Origin of the sequence: Serratia sp. HMSC15F11, from assembly GCF_001808215.1 — a bacterium.
GTDB lineage: Bacteria > Pseudomonadota > Gammaproteobacteria > Enterobacterales > Enterobacteriaceae > Serratia > Serratia nevei.
In genome coordinates, this window is the sequence record NZ_KV792400.1 from 116625 (window position 1) to 133916 (window position 17292).

Here is a 17292-nt window from a genome sequence, read left to right on the forward strand (position 1 = left end):
CATCGTCACAGGCCTCGCCAAAGATACAGACTGCTCCCCTTTCACTTTAACCCCCTGGACATGACCCGATGAAATCGTTGCAGAAATCCGTTTTAGCGCTGTGTTTGTTTACCACCAGCGCCCTGACCGCGCTCCACGCGCAGGCGGCCGAGGAAGCCCAACCGTTCACCACCGCGCAGCAGGTGGATTTGACCCACATCCTGCCGCCGCCGCCGGCCAACGACTCGGCGCAGACCCAGCGTGAACTGCGGGAAGTGCTCGACATGCAGCAGAAACGCACGCCGGAAATGGCCAGCCAGGCTAAGGCGGATGCGGAAGAGAACGTCTGGGTGTACGGCAACGTGATGGGGCCGAAGTTCAACGCCAAAGCGTTGCCGGCCGTGAGCGCCTTCTTCGATCGCATCGTCGCCACCGAAGCGGCGGTGGTCGATCCGGCGAAAGATTTCTGGAAGCGCCCGCGCCCGCATATGCTGGACAGCCGCATCGAGCCGATCGTCAAGCGCTCCAGCTCCGGCTCCTGGCCTTCCGGCCACACCACGCTGGGCACGCTAATGGGCATCACCCTGGCCAACATGGTGCCGGAAAAGCGCGCCGCCATCATGACGCGCGCCTGGCAATACGGTGACAACCGGGTAGTGGCGGGGATCCACTACCCTTCCGATATCGAGATGGGTCGCATCGCCGGCAGCGTGATCAGCCAGCAGCTTTCACAGCAGCAGGATTTCCAGCAGCAGTACCGGCAAGCGCGCGACGAGCTGCGCCAGGCGCTGGATTTGCCTGCGGCAAAATAGATCCGGCGGCTAACACCGGGCCCTGACGGCCCGGTTTACGGCTGTTTGTCCAACAGGTAACGCACCACCGCCGCGTACTCTTTGGCGTAACCTTCAACGCGGGTGCTGGCCATGCCGGCATTGTCTATCTTGTATTTGCCTGCCACGTAGAACGACGGGGTGCCGCGTACCTCGAACGCTTTCACCGCTTCGTTCTGCTTGGCGATCAATCCTTTGACCAGCAGGCTGTGACGCGCATTTTCATAGGTAGCGGCATCGATGCCGGCCGCCGTGAACACCCGCTGAATATCTTCGGCGCCGTTGACGGCGCGCTGTTTCTGCACCGCGTCGAACATCGCCCCTTCAATCTTGTCTTCCACGCCCAGCACCGTCGCCACCGCCCAGGCTTCGGTCAGCTCATTGCCCAGTTTGCCCATCAGGCTGACGTGATACTTGGTGACTTTCTCACCGGCGGGCAGCGCCTGAGCTACGGTACTGCCTACGCGGTAGGTTTCGGCGAACTGATAGCAAGGGCCGCAGTAGAAGGAGAAAAATTCCACCACCGCCGGCGCGGCGGCCACCGGCTTATCCAGCCGGGTGTATTGCTCGCCCGCGCGGTAATCCGCGGCCTGAACCGCGGGCAGCGCCAACATCAATACGACGGCGGCGGCGAGCGAACGCTTAACTTTTGCCAACATAAACACTCCTGGTTTCATCTATGAACATCGTCCTTAGCGGCGGTTTTTATAATCAAATAACCGCCAGAAGACCAGTTTTTATTACCTTCTATACCCTAAATAATTGGAGTTGCATCACGGCGGCAAGAGCGGGAGTCCCCAGGAGCTTACTCAAGTAAGTAACTGGGGTGAGCGCTCGCAGTCAACACAGATGCAGCTTCAAGTATGACGGGTATATTTGTGAGGGATTATGTTCAGCGCCCTTCGTAGCCGTCCCAATAAGCGCCCACCGCTTCCTGCGAGAACACCTGGCGGCGTTTGGGGTTGTCGGAGCCGCTGTAAGTGCGGTTGATGAAAATGGTTTTGTGTTCCATGTTCTGCTGGAATTCCGGGCTGGCCAGATAGTCGGCCTTTTTCTGCGCCTCGCTGCGCGCCACGCCTGCCGCGCGATCCTTTTTCCCCAGCTGGTAGAACTGTTCGAACATCGGCACGGCGTTCTTAATACTGCCGTTCACATCGGTGCGGAATTGCGGATCGAAATCGTCGCGGGTTTGATAAATGTAGTGCTTGGCATGCAGCTCCGCGCTGCTGAGGTGGTGGGTGCAGGCGCTGAGCGCCAACAGCGACAACAACAGCGCCGCGCGTTTCAGTTTTTTCATGTCGTCTGTCCCTGTCAGTGAGGAAGGTCCTTTAGCGCCAAGAGCATAGCGCCGGCCCCCGGTGAACGTCAAACGACAAAAAATCGCATCATATTGTTTTATATTAATATTATATGCATTGATTGGTATTCATTGCCTGAAACACTATGCTTTAACAGAACAGGGTAAACACTCACCGACAGCGAGGCGGCCAATGAAACCGATCGACAAAAACGTGGGGGAGTACGACCTCACGGCGGAAAAAAAAGCGGGCATGATCACCGGCACTATCCGCGGTGAACTGCCGGACAGCGACGCCAACCTGCCGCTGGTGCCCTTCTCCGGCACCTTCGCCGGCCCGAGCGTGGCAGACGCCATCGCCGATATCCAGCAACAGTTCCCCGATATCGAACCGGCGATTATCGACGACTTGCGCGAGGAACTGCTGAAGGCCGGTTTCTAAACCGGATCGCGGTGCCGCACGAACGGGCTGTAGACCGGCGCGCCGGGCTTCAGCGCCAGATCGGCGTCAAAATCGTCATTGCGGTTGAACGGCACCGCCGGCCAGGCGGCAAGATCGCTTAAGCCTTCCCGATACGCCTGCGTCACCTGCGCCAAAGCAGCGTTCTGCGCCTGCCGCTCCTCGCCCGCCAACCCGCCGCGCACACCATAGACCAGGAACGGCTCCAGCACGCTAAAGCCGATATAGTGCAGCGCATGCATGATCGGCCACAGCATCAGCCGCATATCGCCGTCGCGCCCGTCCGGCGCGCAGGCCTGAGCGGAAGCGCCGGCGGTAACGGTCAGCAGCGCCCGTTTGCCGCGCATCACGCCGTTCTCATGGCGGTGGCGGCTGTCGTACACCCCGCCGTAAACGAACACCCGATCCATCCAGCCCTTGAGGATGGCAGGTGCGCCGAACCACCAGAAAGGGAACTGCAGCACCAGCGTATCCGCCCAGCGCAGCAGCTCGATATGCCGCCGGATCTCCGCCGGCAGCGCCTGGATCGTCCAATGATGACGCTGCTCCTGCATCGCATCGAACCTTCCCGCCTGCTTTCTGCTGGGGTAATGGCCGGCGCCCTCGCGCGGATCAAATCCCTCCTGATACAGATCGACCGTCTTCACCTGGTGCCCCTGCGCCAGCCAGGCCTGCCGCGCCTGTTCGACCAAATGGGCATTGAAAGAATGCGGCTCGGGGTGAGCCAGCACAATCAGCACGTTCATCCTGTTTCTCCCGCTGTAAGGTGGTGCTGCTATGCTGTGGCTTTATCGCACCCTTGGCAATTACGCACCTGAAGGTAACTCCCAATGGCTTATCCCGGCGACGTCTATTCGAGTAAATGCTCCGCGCGCGATGCGCTGGCGCTGATTTCCGGCAAGTGGGTGATGCTGATCCTGCCCGCGCTGGCGCAGCGGCCTATGCGCAACGGCGAGCTGCTGCGCCGCATCGACGGCATTTCACAGAAGGTGCTGACGCAAACGCTGCGCCAGCTGGAACGCAACGGGCTGCTCGAACGGCTGGATTTAAGTGAAAAGAATCAGGCGCATGTGGAATACCGGCTCAGCGCCGTCGCCTGCTCGCTGGTCGAGACGCTGACGGCGCTGGACCGATGGGCGGAATACCATTTCCCCGAGCTGGACGCCGCCCGCGAGCGCTATGATGCCGACCGCAAGCGCGCGGCCGATTAAAGCGGTTTGGCCCGCAGCGTCTCGCCACTGCGCACGAAGTTGCCCGCCCCCAGATGATGAATAGTGTGCAGATCCGCATTGGCGGCGGTGAAGTTCCAGCGCCCTTGCTGGAACACCCGCTCGTCCGCCGCCGCGCTCAGCACCTCGCCGAAGCAGGTGTCGTATTTTTCCTGCGCGCCGCTTTCCGGTAATAAGCGGCACTCCAGCCACGCCACGCAGCCCTGTTCGATCAGTGGCACCTGCAGGGTGGCGCTCGTCGCCGCGGCGATGTGGAAGCGGGCGAACTTGTCGTCATCCAATCCGGACACGCTGCCGACCGCGTAGGTGGCGTCGATGAACATGGCCGCCGGCACGCAAATGCCGAATGCGCCGCTTTCCTCGATCATTTGCCGGCTGTGCGCCCCTTTGTCCACCACGATGGCAATGCGCGGCGGGCTAAACTCCACCGGCATCGACCAGGCGGCGGCCATCACGTTACGTTTGGCGCCGTCGCGGCTGCGGCTGGTGATCAATACCGTCGGGCCGTGGTTCAGCAGGCGGCTGGCGTGTTCGAGGGCGACAGGGCGAAAGTGGCTCATCGGGAAATCCTTGCGAGTGAGTGATTGCCCAGCAGTGTAGATCTGCGCTGTGGCGGCAGGCAACGCAAGGCGCACAGAATGCGCAGCTGAGGCGCTTGTTACCCGTCGCGCCATCCGTTATCTATAGTTAAATCAATTCGCCGCTAACGGCTCCCCCCACCTGAGGATCTTGCCTTGACGTTTTTAAAACACCCTATCGCCGGTCTGGCGCTGGCAAGCGCCGGCCTGCTGTCGGCGGGCAGCGCGCTGGCCGCTTCCGATGCGCTGGTGTACTGCACCGTCGCCTCGCCGGAATCGTTCAACCCGCAGCTCTCCAGCTCCGGGCCGACCTTTATCGCCACCTCGCAGGTGCTGTACAACCGGCTGGTAACACTGCGCGAAAGCGATAAAACCCCCGCCCCTTCGCTGGCCACCGAGTGGAGCGTCAGCCCGGACGGCAAGACCTACACCTTTACCCTGCGCCAGGGCGTGAAATTCAACAGCAACAAATATTTCACCCCAACGCGCGACTTCAACGCCGAAGACGTGGTGTTCACCGTGATGCGGCAGAAGGATCCCGCTAACCCGTATCACAAGGTCTCCGGCGGCAACTATGAATACTTCACCGACATGGGCCTGGATAAACTGATCGCCAAGGTGGAAGCGGTGGACGAGCATCACGTTCGCTTTACGCTGAGCCAGCCCAACGCCGCCTTCGTCGCTGACTGGGCGATGGATTTCGCCTCGATCCTGTCCGCCGAATACGCCGACGCAATGTTGAAAAAGGGCACGCCGGAATACGTCGACAACTGGCCGATCGGCACCGGGCCATTTGCGCTTCAGCAGTATAAGCAGGATTCGCTGATCCGCTACATCGCTAACCCGCACTACTGGCAGGGCGAAGTGGCCAGCAAGCATCTGATCTTCTCGATTACGCCGGATCCGCAAACCCGGCTGGCCAAGCTGAAAACCAACGAATGCCAGATCATCCCCGCGCCGCTGCCGGAACAGTTCGCCGCCATCAAGGCCGACGGCAACCTGCAGCTGCACGACATTACCGGGCTGAACGTCGGCTATCTGGCGTTCAACACCCAGAAAAAACCGTTCGACAACCTGCTGGTGCGCCAGGCGCTGAGCTATGCGGTGGACAAGAAAGCGATCGTCGCCGCAGTGTTCAAAGACAGCGGCACGCCGGCCAACTCGCTGCTGCCGCCGGGCATGCTGGGCTACAACGATAAACTGCCGGAGTACGCCTACGATCCGCAGAAGGCGCGCGAGCTGCTGAAGCAGGCCGGGCTGGAGCAGGGCTTTGAGACCGACATCTGGTCGATGCCGGTACAGCGCCCCTACAACCCGAACTCGAAGCGCATCGCCGAGATGATCCAGAGCGACTGGGCGAAGGTGGGCGTGAAAGCCAAGATCGTCACCTGGGAGTGGGGCCAGTATCTGGCCGGGCTGCGCAAAGGCGAACAGCAGAGCGCGCTGTACGGTTGGGTGTCGGACAACGGCGATCCGGACAACTTCGCCACCCTGCTCGGCTGCGCCGGGGTACAGAGCGGCGCCAACGTGGCGCGCTGGTGCGATAATGATTACGACAGCCTGATCCAGCAGGCGATTCAGGAAAATCAGCCTCAGGCGCGCGCCAAGCTGTATCAACAGGCGCAGGTAATCTTCGCCAAACAGGCGCCGTGGCTGCCGCTGGCCACCGGCAAAGTGTTCTACGCCACCCGCAGCAACCTGAGCGGCTACGTGGTGGATGTGAACGGCAGCGACTTCGCCAAGGCCAAATTGAACTGATCCCAGGCGCCGCGGCGAGAGCTGTGGCGCTACTCGCCTCATCGCTTAATAAGCTGTCAGCCTCTGAACCTACCGCGCATTAGCTTCACAACTTACGATGCCAGCTCCCGCCCCTGCCGCCAGGCACTTAACCCACTAAATTCATAGCTTAATAAGCGGCTTAATCCCTGGCATTTTGCTTAAACTGCGCGCAGGCGCTTTCCTCGCCTGTAACATTTCGTTACCATCGGCGCACAGACCCTTTAACATCAAAAGGTAACCCGGTGCAGAACACCTACATGCCGTGGCAAATTCGCCTGCACTGGCTGGTGGCGATCCTGCTGGTCATCACCTGCGTCACCATCGAGCTGCGCGACTTTGCCGAACCGGGCAGCGCCCCCTGGTACGTGCTGGTTGTCACCCACTTCAGCTGCGGCGTAACGGTATTTGCGCTGATGATCGCCCGCCTGTTCCTGCGCTGGCGCCACCCTTCGCCCGCTATCGTGCCCAAACCGCCGAAGTGGCAAACCGGCCTGGCACACCTGACGCACGCCCTGATTTACCTGCTGCTGCTGACGCTGCCGGTACTGGGAGTGTACTCGCGCTATCTGGGCGGCAAGGAGTGGTATCTGTTCGGCCTGCCGATGCCGTTCGCCGACGTGGCGGATCGGCCGCAAGCGCGGACGATTATCGGCTGGCACAAAACGCTGGCGTCGTTCGGCTATTGGCTGATCGGCCTGCATGCCGCCGCCGCGCTGTTCCACCACTATATCGTCAAGGACAATGCGCTGGTGCGCATGCTGCCACTGATGAAAAAGCGCTGACTACCCGGCGCCAGGGATGAATTTTCGGGCCACGCCCGCTGACAGGGAATGACATGCAAACCCAATTTTTTAATGTGACCGTCGAGCAATGCGCTTGCCAACAGACTGCGCCCGACAACCTGGTGAGGATCATCGCCTCCGGCCAAACGTTCTTTTTTTACCGTGACGACTTCAGCGACAGCGAAAATTTGCTGGCCAGGCTCGCCGCCGGCGATCGGGTGAAGATTGGCGCCCACCGCCTGCGGGACGGCAGCTATTGGCTGCACTGGCTGCTGCACGGCACTAAAGGCCGCCTGGAGCCCGACAGAACGCTGAAATACAAGCTAAAATACGTTGCCCTGCTGCTGCTGGGCGCGGTGCTGGCCGGCGGTTTCCCGACGGGCTTTTTCATCATGGACCGGGAAGATTCCTGGCTGACCATCGCCCTGTTCTTTATCGCCATCATCGCCGGCCTTATCGGCATCGGCCTGGTGCTGTTCGTCGGTTCGGAACTCCTGCTGATCGCGCACCGCGGCCGCAGGCGCCTGCTCAGGGCGCTGGATCGCGTGCTGCTGGGGCAAGACGTCACGCCGCCCGGCTCGCTCAGCCTGAAAATCCCCGGCATCAAATACCGGGCCGTCCGTGCAGACGCAACGCCAGTGCCCACAACGCAACAAACCGAGTTTCCCCTCCCTGACGGCGTCGAGGCCTCCGGCATCGAGACGGTCAACGCCCTGAGCTACGAACTCCTCCACTATGAAATCCCGCGCCAGGTACAGTATTTGGACACTTATGCGTGGCGCCAGAAGGAGACGCACTTCGCGTTGACAACCCGCGCGCTCAACGTCCCCAATACCAAACTGCATCCGGTATTTCGTCGGCAACATCCGCTTTTCATCGCCAAAGGCGATCTGCTGCAGGTGCTGTATTGTGAAAACGACACCGTCCCCGAGCTGCCTACGGTACGTGGGATCATCAACCATCGCGATCGCCAGACCTATCTCATCGGCGGCAGCCGATACTTCACCGAAGCCGGCCTTAACCTGAGCGCGCGCGTTGTCTTCATCCTCGGCGCGATCGTGATGTGTTTGATGCTCGGCCTGATCGTGTGGGATAACGCCGATACCCCAGCGGGCTTTTACCTGGATGCCTGGACCCTGAGGCGCCTCGGCAGTGAATTGCCGCCGATTCTGCTGCTGATGATGCTGATGATCAGCGGCCTGGCGCTGCTGATCGAGGGCTTCGCCCAGATCTGCCGCCTCTACGCTTTTGAGCAGCACCGCACGTTTAAAACGTTCAAATACCTGCGCAATCTGCGCCGCAGGCTATGGCGGCAGGAACAGGTGACGGAGCTGAAATGATGACGTTAGCGCTTTATAAAAGACCCCTTATTATCCTGACGCTGTTTTTGGCCAGCGCGCTGGGCGTCTATTTTCTCGCCCCTGAACAACGCTATGCACAGTGGCAATGGACCCAGAGCGACGAGGCCTTGCCGACGATAGCCCGTTACGATCTCATCCACAGCTACCCGGCGCAGGACGGCGCTCTGCTGCTCATCAGCAAAAGGAGCGAGAGCGGGGCTTACAATAGCTTTTACGGCTGGGCGGCCAACTACCTCAGCCAGGTGTTATTCACCGGCCCGAAGGGGCTGCAGATGCTGGGGCAACTCGACGAGTTGATCTATGATGCGGTTTGCGCCGAGCAGGAGTGCGTGCTTTTTCTGTCCAAGGGGCGCAGGCTGGTCGATGTGCAACGGGGCACCCTCGGGGCGCTGATCCCATGGCCCGAGGGCGACGATAGCCGGCCTTCTTTTATCGGCGGCAAACTGGTGGCGCAGCCGGGGAAACGCACGCTGTATTTCATCAGCACCGAAGGCGTATTCTACAGCCCGGACTTTGGCGCCCATTGGCGGCAAACGCTGGATCTGCCGGCACAGCTGGAAGCGCGGCAGCTGCTGGGCTTTGAGCGCGGCGAGGAGGACTCACCGACGGCTAACGCCTCCGGTAAGCGCAAATCCATGCCCGAGATCTTTACCGCCGTTGATGGCGATCGCGTGCTGTTCTGGATGAACCCGGTGCTCGGTTCCGGCGCCTTGCACATCGCCGTTAACGGCAAAACCGGCGAGGTGGCCGAACTGCATTGGCTCGCGGTGCGCGTAAAGGAAAGCGCCCAGGCCCCGGATGGCGGCATCTACCTGATCGCGCAAACGCTGGACAGAGGGCTGTATCAGCTCCTGCGTTATCAATCTGACGGGCAGCTGACGGTGCTGTTGGAAAACGGCGATAAATCGCTGTATCAGCTGTGGGCGGGCAACGACAAGCTGGTCGCCCAAACGGATAACGGCGATGCGCGTCTTTCGCTGATTTTCGATCTGCGCTCATCCGACGTGCGCTACCGGCAGCCGTTGGAGTACCGCTACAACGGGCGCGACGACGCACGCCAGACCGTGATCGAACCGGAAAGCCACTATGGCGATGACGGGGAGCCCCCCCCACAGCCCTACTTCGTCCGCTATCGTTCCACCACGCCGTGAACATGAAGAACCTGCCATGCTGCTAGGTTATGGCGCCGGCGCCGCAGGATTGCTGGCGCTGTTGTTGGCCCTGCTGCTCACCGGCATCCTGCTCACCTGGTGGGGCTGGCGCTACGCTTCTGCCCGCTGCGGCCGCCCGCGACCGCCGCTCTCCTGGGGCGGCTATCTGCTGGCCTCGGCGCTGGCGGTCTACCCGGTGGCGTGCGCGCTGATGCTGATCGGCATGGCCATCCAGGACATCAAGAGCCAGCGGGCGGAAGATCGTTGGAATCAACGCAGCTACCTGACGCTCGACGAGGCAAAGCCGCTCGGTGAAATCACGCTGCCGAAGGGAAGCTGGGTAAATCGGCAGGAGCCACGCCTGCCCGGCACCGAAGACAGCCCTATCACGATGGACGGCGTGACCGCCGTGCGTTTTCCTCAGCCACAGAGCGTGGCCGGCGTGCCGATCATCGCCTTCGAGGTTTTACCGCCGGTGATGGAGCTGGCAGGTGCGCATACCTTCACCCGTCCAACCGGCCAAAGGGTGCACTGCGAAGCCGGTTGGCTGGTCTCTTTCTCTTTACCGTCGGATCGGCCGGCTCCGCAGTGGGAGGAGTGGCAGGCCGGGCTGCCAGCGGCGGCATTTCGGCCCAGCGGTTGGGCCTTTAGGGAGTGCTTCTCCGGCAGCCCGATCGCCGTGCTGACCTTGCACAACGGCGAAGTCAGGGTACTGCCTTAAGCCTTACGCCGTGGCGTTGGGCAAGCGCACGGTCACGCGGTTATTGGCCGTGGGCAGCTGCAACGGCAGCTCCTGCCAGCTCACCGCGATAACCAAGACCGGCGGCGCCGCTACGCGCGCCTCACGTCCGCCGAGCCCCGCACCGTAGGCATCCCATTCAATCACAAACACCCCGCCGTCTTGCGGCTCGACCCGCTCGACGAAAAAAGTGCTGTCCGAACCGCGCCCGCCCGCCGGTTTGTGCGCGTGAGAGAGCAGGCTGAACCACTCGCCGGCGAAGTGCAGATGGTACAGGCCATCGACAATATGCTCGCCGTGAAACTGGCAGCCGCCGACGCTCAAGCCGTCACCCGCCGGGGATTCCGCCACGCGATCGAGATCGCACACGAAGAAATTGGTCGGCCTGTTATCCAGCAACAGCTCATAAGGCGGCGCGTGCAGCAGCGCGGCAGGATCGTCCGCATGGCGCAAATCCGTCGGCAACATCGAGCGCGCCGCCAGCGCCCGCCCGCTGGGTAAGGCGATCGCCAGACGATCCGCCGGGTCCTCAGCCCACTGAGGCACCCACAGCCCGCGCACCTGACGCAGCGGCGTAGCCTCCGCCTGCCGACACCTCGCCCGCAGCCGCGCCAGCGCCTGAGCGGAACCGGCGGCCAATGCCGCCTGCTCGCGATCGGTCAATGCAGGCAACGCGTACATCATTCGGGCGGCAGGCTCGTACACCGTCACCCCCTCACCCTCGCGGCTGCGGGTCGGGATCAGGCGCAGCTTGCCGCCGTCCACGTCCTGCGGCGCGGCACAGGCGCTATGCACAATCGCCCCGTCGCGCAGCAGCAGCGTCCAAAAATTGGGGCCGCCCATGCCCAGCTCCCCCACGCCGCCAATCTGCCGATCGCTGTCGCCGGCGTGCGCCATCTCAATCGGCTGCGAGCGCCAGTCGGTCTTGCGCCACTCTGCGGCCTCTTCGGGGTCTTGCGCGCCTTTAGCGACGTACTTCGCCCATTGCAGCACGGCGAACAGCGCGATGCACAGCACGCCGAAAATCGGGTAATCCCGCCAAATCAACAACCAACCGACGATCAAAAGGGCCCAGGCGGCCATGGCGATATCCTTTTCCACGAGAAAACCGCCTGATTCTAGCTCAGGCGGTTAGCGGAGTTGAAAAATATCGCCATCAGGCCAGGCGCTATTTGCCCTTGGCCTGGAACAGCTGGTTCACCAAGGTCGTCGCCGGCATATCCAGCGCCCCGTACAGCTCACCAGCTTTGGCATCGCCATTATCCCCCAGCCACTCGACTCCCACCGTACCGTAATCCGTCGGAATCACTCCGGCCTGAATCAGCCGAGCCATCCCCGCTTCATGCTTGGACTGGTTGAAAGTGCCGGAGGCATCGATCACCACATAGGTGTCGTACCCCGCCGCTTTGGCGGTGATCGCCGGGAACCCGGCACACACTTCCAGCGATACGCCGGCGATCACGATCTTTTTGCGGCCGGTGGCCTCGACCGCTTTGCGCACGTTTGCGTCGTCCCAGGCGTTGACGCTGTGGCGATCGATAATTTTCACACCCGGCAACGCAGCCTTGAGCTCCGGAATGATCGGCCCGAACGGACCGTTGGCACCGGTCGACGTCACGACCACCGGGATCCCCATCACCTGAGCCGCTTTGGCGAGCGCCACGACGTTATGTTTCAGCGCCGCGCTGTCCATATCACGCACGCCGGTGATCAGGCCGATCTGATGGTCAACCAACAACAGTACCGAGTTGTTGCGATCCAACAGCTGCAAAGAGCCAGACGCCTGCTGCGTCTGAGTATGTGGCTGTGACGCAGCCGGTGCGGCGAAGGCCGGCTGCGCCGCCCCGGCCATCGCAATGGCCAAGGCCAACGTGCGGTAAAAGGTTTTCATGATGCTTATCCTCATTTCAACAATGGTGTGCCTGCAGGATAAAACCGCATCAATGAGGGTTAAATAGGCGACAATAGAAGCTATCATTGCAAAAATGATCACAATGAGATGCGCGATGTCTGTTTTTCCGCTCGATCTCAACGCCATGTATTTTTTCACCCAGGTCATTGAGCACAAAGGATTTACCGCTGCCGGCAAAGCGCTGGGCATCCCAACCTCTCGCCTGAGTCGCCAGGTGGCGCAATTGGAACGCCAACTCAACCTGCGGTTGCTGCAAAGAACCTCGCGGCGTCTCCAACTCACCGACGTCGGCCACGAGGTCTATCAGCACTGCGTCGCAATGATGCAGCAAGCGCACCAGGCCCAGCAGGTGGCCTTGCGCACGCTGGCGGAACCGAACGGTACCGTACGCTTCAGCGTGTCACCGCTGCTGGCGGACGAAGTGATCGCATCTATTTTGCCGACGTTCATGGCGCGCTTCCCCCGAGTGAACGTGGAAACGCACGTCACTGCCCGACGGGTAGATCTGTTGGAAGAAGGGCTGGACTTCACCCTCCGCGGACTTGGCATCGCCAACGAGGCCGCAGGGCTCATTCAACGGCGGCTCGGCACCGCCAAATGGCTGCTGGCCGCCAGCCCGGTATGGCTGGCGCGACACGATGCCCCCGCAACATCACAGCAGCTGAGCGATATGCCCTGCCTGCTTTACCCGCCACAGCAAGGCGCGCCGGGCTGGCGGCTCTACGGGCCGGAAAACGCCGTGATTAACGTGCCCTTCTCGCCCCGGTTAAGCAGCGATAATTTGCAGGTCATCCTGCATGCCGCCCTTGATGGACAAGGCATTTGCGGTATCCCCTACTATGCCTGCCGCCAGGCGCTCGCGCGGGGGGATTTACAAGAGGTGCTCAGCGGGTGGCATCCACAAAATGGCGAGCTGGTGCTGCTTTACCCATCACGGCGTGGTGTGCCACCGGCGGTAAAAGCGCTGATCGAATTTTTTTGCCGGGAAATACCGCCGCTGCTGGACGACCGCTAACAGCAGGTAAAGGTGATTATTCCAAACGAAGTGAATAATAAGCCTGGCAATATATCCATATTACCCTTGACGTTATTTATGTAACTGCACGAATCACATAAATAACGCTTCACAGAGTGATTCCAACGTAAAGAAACAACTCTCTTAATATCAATGAAATACTTATAACCAGATTAAAAAATTAAAAATGAATGCAGAAAAAAACTGCAATAATTTGTGTATATTCTAAACATTGACTATGTTTAGACATACTATTTATATGCAGATAAAAACGCCAAACAAAAAAGACAAAGGTGTTTGTTAAAGTTAAATCAACCCCGCTAGCCACGAGGGTGGAAACCATTTCATAGCAATATTCCGGGGGGATGTTATTTCCACGGAACGGGTAACCTTGCGTTTTATCAAGCCAATAGGCTACACACCGCAATTAATATCATTATTAGTATTCCGGAGAGCGACAATGAAAATCGTTACAGGCATTATCCTTACCTCTGTAGCCGCCTTCAGCGGCGTGGCTTACGCGGCCGATGCGCAGCCTACCACCGGCAGCGCGGCGGTGATGTTGGAACACGTGCACGCTGTGATGGAAAACGGCAGCCCGGCGCCGCAGCACGACGCCGCCTGCAAAAAAGAACTTTCCATGCCGGAATCGAAATATATGGGCATGAAGGTTAAAACCGATTACACCATCAACAGCAGCACCATGATGATGTCGGCCAAATCGATGTTCCCATCGCCGGATTCCATGAAGCCCATGGAGCTGACGGTCGATCTCTCCGCGTTGGGCCTGGCGGATGTGTATGCCTTCGGCGCCTTTAAACCGGCCGCATTGCCGCAGGCCTATATTTACTTCACCATCGACAAGGATTTTAAAAATCCGGTCAGCACCTTTATGATCATCAACCAAGGCAAGCAATATAACTGCGTAATCTCCAGCTCGAATAAAATGATGAGCAAAGAGATGCGCGGCAAGATGATGATGAAAAAACAGTAGCGGAATGAAAAGCGGCGCTCCCCTTAGCAGGAAGCGCCGCAATAAAAATCAGATCAGGCCAGGATTGTATTTCTGGTTGAACTTCTCTTCCGATTGGAACAGATAAATAATGCCTTCGATAAAGCCGACAATCGCCGGGATCCCCGTCCAGCAGAACAGCAGGTAGAACAGCCCCCACCATTTCATCCCTAAGTAAAACTTGTGAATGCCCAGCCCACCGAGGAAGATGGCCAGCAGGGCCGCCGCGAGCTTGTCTTTTCTGCTCATAGTGAACTTCTCCTTACTTCTCACCGAACCACCGGCATGTCCCGAAAACGGATGCCGCTCCGCAGAGCGCCGCATCGCAATGCTTGAGGAGAAAAACATTCATCCATCAAGACTCAACAGGGGTAATTATAACAGCGGATGATTAAACGGTTGTTTAACCGGCGAAAGGATAAGCAGAGGGAAGCATGGGAACTAAGGCGACAGACGCCCGGTTTCGGCTCAAAAAACACGTACGCTTGCAGGATCTCGTCGGCATAATAGATGGACGACAATGATCCCGCAGCAGTCATTGTAAGAGATAAGGTTAAAACAGATTTTCATTGCCTGATATCGGCATACCGTTCTCATTTTTAGTTTCCCTGGTGAATACCTGCAGACGACTAAAAGCGGCTCACTTGCAGGCGTTCAAAAAAATGATCACATCACGCCACTAAAGCCCATCACTTTGAATATTATGCGCCGCGATCGCATTCGCCATCAGGGCATAATCCTTGATGACCCCCGCGTGACGACGCCCTGAGCAGAAAATAAAATCACAGCGCTGCTCATCTTCGATCAGTTTTTTTGCCAGATGCCTGACTCGCAATTTGGGTGTTGCATTAATTCTTGTCACCCGCTCTCTTTCCGTTTGATTGCTTTGCGGATGAACCTTTTCTTCATACTCGCCGATCATCAGGGTTATTTTATTAACGCTTTCAGCGATTGTTAACTTGCCATCAGGAAGCAACGCCCCATTCCCCCACCAGATCGATGGGCTGGCCGCCAGATAATTTTGAAACGCGTCAGGATGGTTCAACAACGTATAAAGTACAAAATGCCCGCCATGTGAATGACCTGCCAGCGTTTGTTTGTCTATATTGATTGAGTAGTGTGACTCAATCCAGGGCTTAACGCATGTGGTGATAAACTGATAAAATGCCGGCGCTCCGCCACCGTCAATAAACTCTTTATCATCAGAGGGAACCGTATAGTCGCGGGTTCTTGCTTTTAGTATATCCACCCCATCCTGATAGCCGATGCCGACATAAAGAATATTGTCGTTACTTCTGCACCGATGGCGTTCAGTCAGCCTGGAGAACTGAGTATTGGCATCGAGAAAGTAAAGCGCTTTTAAATCGCCATGCGCTTGCTTGTCATGCGCAATAAAAACGCTATAACGCTGACCATTAAAGCTAAAGTCCTTCGTTCTTGAAATCAAACATCCACACATAACAACCTCACTTTATAAACAAGCCAATGGTTTAACATTGGCGATAATGTCGTTTCCCAGAGGAGAGAAAAGACGGTGAGATTCAACCGTAGCAACAGATTATTCTGCTTACGACACTTGCTGGTTGTGTGAATGATTAAACAAATACGCTGATATATACCTTGCAGCACATTATCACTCAGCAACAAACAGAGAACTCTCCCACAAATAGGTATTTGACGCCGGCACCGCATTTTTCTTACAAGGCAGGCGTTACCAATAATTGTCCTATTAAGAAAAAATTTATCGGAAAGCCGTTCACCCTATGCACTATTTTCAACCTTACCATGTCACTTCAATACATTGATTAAGGTTGCAGCTACATTCTCCGCAACTAGTACTGCTCACCAACCAGGTGCACAACCTGAACCGCATGCGCAAAAGGCCGGCTGAAGCAGACTCAGGGCGACATGCGGTCCGGTTAAAAGCGCCCCCTCCATCAAACCTTGATAGATCATGGATAATAAATTAAGAATCACCCATTAAAATATCAAAAATACCATCAATTAATAAACGAAAAATCAAAATAAAAAACGCACTTATAGGATGAAAATCTTGGAAAGAAATATTATCTTAGAATTACTCTCGGGACAGATCGTCCCTGGTCCGGCGTGGAGGAAAAAGAGCTTCCGTGCAAAGTTCTTGCTTCGCCTTATTTTATACTATTCATCGACTAAAAAATCACTATCCATTTTAACTCTACAGAGTGAGTTGAAATCGATGCTATATAATCAAGACACATTCCCGTGTAAAACGCACCGGCAATACCTGACGCGCAACCTCAATGCCAAACAACGTGCATCGGCAATTGTCAGCCATTACCGGTATGTGTCCTCTCTCAGTAACAAAGCACTGTCCAGCGCGCTGATATCGCGAGAAGAAACGATTTTGGCGGAATTCACCGGCAGAGAGAAGGCTCGTTTTACCATTTCGGCCTCTTGTGCGCACAAAGCAGAACGCGAGGGCGAGTCAACGCTATGGTTGCGTGGCGACAATAAAGAACTGCTCGCCAGCGCGACCTTTTCTGCCGTGTCCGAGAGGGCCGAATGGCATTTCGTCATTGGTGGCCTGCAAGGTCCTGGACGACATGTCCCCCATGAGACCATCAAAGAAGCTACGCGCGCTCTGTCGGGTATTTTCCCCAAACGTGTTTTGATAGAGTTTATTAGCCACCTTGCTGATCTCACCGCGGTGCGCGCTATTTATGGCGTCAGCGATAATGGACACGTTTTTCGCTCACTGCGGTATCGAATGAGTAAAGGCCGACATTTGCATGCAAGTTACGACGATTTCTGGTCGTTAATCGGTGGGGTAAAACAGAATTCGTGGCGCTGGCAGCTGCCCTTGACGTTTGAAAGAAAATCATTGGAACATATACCCAGTAAAAAGCGGGCGGAGTATCGCCGACGTTTTCAGATCATAGACGATATAGCAGAGCAAGTTCGCACGCTTAATGCGACTAACCTCTACGCGAAAAACGCTTAATGAAGCTATCATGATCATTCTTGGGACAGTTTTTTGAGTCAAATATCCCGTACATTGCCCCCCAATCGCAGGAAAAACCAGTTGCCATCCTTCTGTCGGCCAGCGCTACAGCACATCGACTCGTCGTCACACGATAAGACGCTTTGCCCACAATGCGACATGCTGGTGGCGCTGCCGCCGCTGGC

The 17292-nt window shown here is 57.8% G+C and carries 19 protein-coding genes; 11 read left to right on the forward strand and 8 right to left on the reverse strand.

Annotated elements, in window-relative coordinates:
• Window positions 1-68 precede the first annotated feature (68 nt).
• Window positions 69-791 carry an acid phosphatase gene (locus HMPREF3138_RS05285; protein ID WP_038873137.1) on the forward strand — a complete coding sequence of 241 codons (723 nt, stop codon included), beginning with the start codon at window positions 69-71 and terminating at the stop codon, window positions 789-791.
• Between the two features lie 35 nt (window positions 792-826).
• On the opposite strand, the gene HMPREF3138_RS05290 is transcribed toward HMPREF3138_RS05285, so the two are convergent.
• Both HMPREF3138_RS05290 and HMPREF3138_RS05295 read right to left on the reverse strand, forming a co-directional pair.
• Window positions 827-1468 (reverse strand): DsbA family protein, encoded by a 642-nt coding sequence (locus HMPREF3138_RS05290; RefSeq protein WP_038873134.1) that lies wholly within the window; start codon window positions 1466-1468, stop codon window positions 827-829.
• 233 nt (window positions 1469-1701) lie between these two features.
• Window positions 1702-2106 (reverse strand): Exc2 family lipoprotein, encoded by a 405-nt coding sequence (locus tag HMPREF3138_RS05295; protein ID WP_038873131.1) that lies wholly within the window; start codon window positions 2104-2106, stop codon window positions 1702-1704.
• A gap of 193 nt (window positions 2107-2299) precedes the next feature.
• On the opposite strand from HMPREF3138_RS05295, the gene HMPREF3138_RS05300 reads away from it, so the two are divergent.
• A complete protein-coding gene (locus HMPREF3138_RS05300; RefSeq protein WP_038873128.1) occupies window positions 2300-2548 on the forward strand; it encodes a hypothetical protein in 249 nt (82 codons plus the stop codon).
• Here the strand turns inward: HMPREF3138_RS05300 and HMPREF3138_RS05305 are convergent.
• On the reverse strand, window positions 2545-3312 hold the full coding sequence (locus HMPREF3138_RS05305; protein ID WP_038873126.1) for an NAD(P)H-dependent oxidoreductase: 768 nt from the start codon (window positions 3310-3312) through the stop codon (window positions 2545-2547). The two genes, HMPREF3138_RS05300 and HMPREF3138_RS05305, sit on opposite strands and share 4 nt — an antisense overlap.
• Window positions 3313-3396: 84 nt before the next feature.
• Between HMPREF3138_RS05305 and HMPREF3138_RS05310 the strand changes: the two genes are divergently transcribed.
• The gene (locus HMPREF3138_RS05310) at window positions 3397-3777 is read left to right on the forward strand and encodes a winged helix-turn-helix transcriptional regulator (protein ID WP_038873124.1); all 381 of its coding nucleotides are present in this window, start codon (window positions 3397-3399) and stop codon (window positions 3775-3777) included.
• On the opposite strand, the gene HMPREF3138_RS05315 is transcribed toward HMPREF3138_RS05310, so the two are convergent.
• Window positions 3774-4355, reverse strand: a complete 582-nt coding sequence (locus HMPREF3138_RS05315) for a flavin reductase family protein (protein WP_038873122.1) — start codon at window positions 4353-4355, stop codon at window positions 3774-3776. The genes HMPREF3138_RS05310 and HMPREF3138_RS05315 overlap by 4 nt on opposite strands.
• A 174-nt stretch (window positions 4356-4529) precedes the next feature.
• Between HMPREF3138_RS05315 and HMPREF3138_RS05320 the strand changes: the two genes are divergently transcribed.
• From HMPREF3138_RS05320 to HMPREF3138_RS05340, 5 genes are all read left to right on the forward strand, one after another.
• Window positions 4530-6131 carry an ABC transporter substrate-binding protein gene (locus HMPREF3138_RS05320; protein WP_038873118.1) on the forward strand — a complete coding sequence of 534 codons (1602 nt, stop codon included), beginning with the start codon at window positions 4530-4532 and terminating at the stop codon, window positions 6129-6131.
• A 278-nt stretch (window positions 6132-6409) separates the two neighbouring features.
• Window positions 6410-6934 (forward strand): cytochrome b561, encoded by a 525-nt coding sequence (cybB, locus tag HMPREF3138_RS05325; protein WP_080213338.1) that lies wholly within the window; start codon window positions 6410-6412, stop codon window positions 6932-6934.
• Between the two features lie 53 nt (window positions 6935-6987).
• Complete coding sequence (locus HMPREF3138_RS05330; protein ID WP_038873113.1) at window positions 6988-8274, forward strand: hypothetical protein; 1287 nt, start codon at window positions 6988-6990, stop codon at window positions 8272-8274.
• Window positions 8271-9446, forward strand: coding sequence for a hypothetical protein (locus tag HMPREF3138_RS05335; RefSeq protein ID WP_038881657.1), 1176 nt, complete (start codon window positions 8271-8273; stop codon window positions 9444-9446). Before HMPREF3138_RS05330 ends, HMPREF3138_RS05335 begins: the two co-directional genes overlap by 4 nt.
• Before the next feature lie 16 nt (window positions 9447-9462).
• A complete protein-coding gene (locus tag HMPREF3138_RS05340; protein WP_038873111.1) occupies window positions 9463-10167 on the forward strand; it encodes a hypothetical protein in 705 nt (234 codons plus the stop codon).
• A 3-nt stretch (window positions 10168-10170) separates the two neighbouring features.
• On the opposite strand, the gene HMPREF3138_RS05345 is transcribed toward HMPREF3138_RS05340, so the two are convergent.
• Both HMPREF3138_RS05345 and HMPREF3138_RS05350 read right to left on the reverse strand, forming a co-directional pair.
• Window positions 10171-11286, reverse strand: a complete 1116-nt coding sequence (locus HMPREF3138_RS05345; RefSeq protein ID WP_223294867.1) for a hypothetical protein — start codon at window positions 11284-11286, stop codon at window positions 10171-10173.
• A gap of 67 nt (window positions 11287-11353) precedes the next feature.
• Complete coding sequence (locus tag HMPREF3138_RS05350; RefSeq protein WP_038873109.1) at window positions 11354-12076, reverse strand: isochorismatase family protein; 723 nt, start codon at window positions 12074-12076, stop codon at window positions 11354-11356.
• A 115-nt stretch (window positions 12077-12191) separates the two neighbouring features.
• On the opposite strand from HMPREF3138_RS05350, the gene HMPREF3138_RS05355 reads away from it, so the two are divergent.
• Together HMPREF3138_RS05355 and HMPREF3138_RS05360 are read left to right on the forward strand one after the other, a co-directional pair.
• A complete protein-coding gene (locus HMPREF3138_RS05355) occupies window positions 12192-13112 on the forward strand; it encodes a LysR substrate-binding domain-containing protein (RefSeq protein ID WP_038873106.1) in 921 nt (306 codons plus the stop codon).
• A 460-nt stretch (window positions 13113-13572) separates the two neighbouring features.
• Window positions 13573-14106 carry a hypothetical protein gene (locus HMPREF3138_RS05360; protein WP_038873104.1) on the forward strand — a complete coding sequence of 178 codons (534 nt, stop codon included), beginning with the start codon at window positions 13573-13575 and terminating at the stop codon, window positions 14104-14106.
• 48 nt (window positions 14107-14154) lie between these two features.
• On the opposite strand, the gene HMPREF3138_RS05365 is transcribed toward HMPREF3138_RS05360, so the two are convergent.
• Together HMPREF3138_RS05365 and HMPREF3138_RS05370 are read right to left on the reverse strand one after the other, a co-directional pair.
• Complete coding sequence (locus tag HMPREF3138_RS05365) at window positions 14155-14373, reverse strand: TM2 domain-containing protein (protein ID WP_015376761.1); 219 nt, start codon at window positions 14371-14373, stop codon at window positions 14155-14157.
• Between the two features lie 430 nt (window positions 14374-14803).
• On the reverse strand, window positions 14804-15583 hold the full coding sequence (locus HMPREF3138_RS05370) for an alpha/beta hydrolase (protein ID WP_038873100.1): 780 nt from the start codon (window positions 15581-15583) through the stop codon (window positions 14804-14806).
• Between the two features lie 585 nt (window positions 15584-16168).
• On the opposite strand from HMPREF3138_RS05370, the gene HMPREF3138_RS05375 reads away from it, so the two are divergent.
• On the forward strand, window positions 16169-17107 hold the full coding sequence (locus HMPREF3138_RS05375) for a VirK/YbjX family protein (RefSeq protein WP_038873097.1): 939 nt from the start codon (window positions 16169-16171) through the stop codon (window positions 17105-17107).
• Window positions 17108-17292: the final 185 nt, after the last annotated feature.

Bases quoted from the DNA above. Each gene is read 5' to 3' on its own strand.
- HMPREF3138_RS05355 (WP_038873106.1), top strand. From the start codon at position 12,192: ATGTCTGTTTTTCCGCTCGATCTCAACGCCATGTATTTTTTCACCCAG.
- HMPREF3138_RS05310 (WP_038873124.1), top strand. From the start codon at position 3,397: ATGGCTTATCCCGGCGACGTCTATTCGAGTAAATGCTCCGCGCGCGAT.
- HMPREF3138_RS05365 (WP_015376761.1), bottom strand. From the start codon at position 14,373: ATGAGCAGAAAAGACAAGCTCGCGGCGGCCCTGCTGGCCATCTTCCTC.
- HMPREF3138_RS05350 (WP_038873109.1), bottom strand. From the start codon at position 12,076: ATGAAAACCTTTTACCGCACGTTGGCCTTGGCCATTGCGATGGCCGGG.
- HMPREF3138_RS05300 (WP_038873128.1), top strand. From the start codon at position 2,300: ATGAAACCGATCGACAAAAACGTGGGGGAGTACGACCTCACGGCGGAA.
- HMPREF3138_RS05335 (WP_038881657.1), top strand. From the start codon at position 8,271: ATGATGACGTTAGCGCTTTATAAAAGACCCCTTATTATCCTGACGCTG.
- cybB (WP_080213338.1), top strand. From the start codon at position 6,410: ATGCCGTGGCAAATTCGCCTGCACTGGCTGGTGGCGATCCTGCTGGTC.
- HMPREF3138_RS05290 (WP_038873134.1), bottom strand. From the start codon at position 1,468: ATGTTGGCAAAAGTTAAGCGTTCGCTCGCCGCCGCCGTCGTATTGATG.
- HMPREF3138_RS05375 (WP_038873097.1), top strand. From the start codon at position 16,169: ATGAAAATCTTGGAAAGAAATATTATCTTAGAATTACTCTCGGGACAG.
- HMPREF3138_RS05370 (WP_038873100.1), bottom strand. From the start codon at position 15,583: ATGTGTGGATGTTTGATTTCAAGAACGAAGGACTTTAGCTTTAATGGT.
- HMPREF3138_RS05340 (WP_038873111.1), top strand. From the start codon at position 9,463: ATGCTGCTAGGTTATGGCGCCGGCGCCGCAGGATTGCTGGCGCTGTTG.
- HMPREF3138_RS05330 (WP_038873113.1), top strand. From the start codon at position 6,988: ATGCAAACCCAATTTTTTAATGTGACCGTCGAGCAATGCGCTTGCCAA.
- HMPREF3138_RS05295 (WP_038873131.1), bottom strand. From the start codon at position 2,106: ATGAAAAAACTGAAACGCGCGGCGCTGTTGTTGTCGCTGTTGGCGCTC.
- HMPREF3138_RS05360 (WP_038873104.1), top strand. From the start codon at position 13,573: ATGAAAATCGTTACAGGCATTATCCTTACCTCTGTAGCCGCCTTCAGC.
- HMPREF3138_RS05315 (WP_038873122.1), bottom strand. From the start codon at position 4,355: ATGAGCCACTTTCGCCCTGTCGCCCTCGAACACGCCAGCCGCCTGCTG.
- HMPREF3138_RS05285 (WP_038873137.1), top strand. From the start codon at position 69: ATGAAATCGTTGCAGAAATCCGTTTTAGCGCTGTGTTTGTTTACCACC.
- HMPREF3138_RS05305 (WP_038873126.1), bottom strand. From the start codon at position 3,312: ATGAACGTGCTGATTGTGCTGGCTCACCCCGAGCCGCATTCTTTCAAT.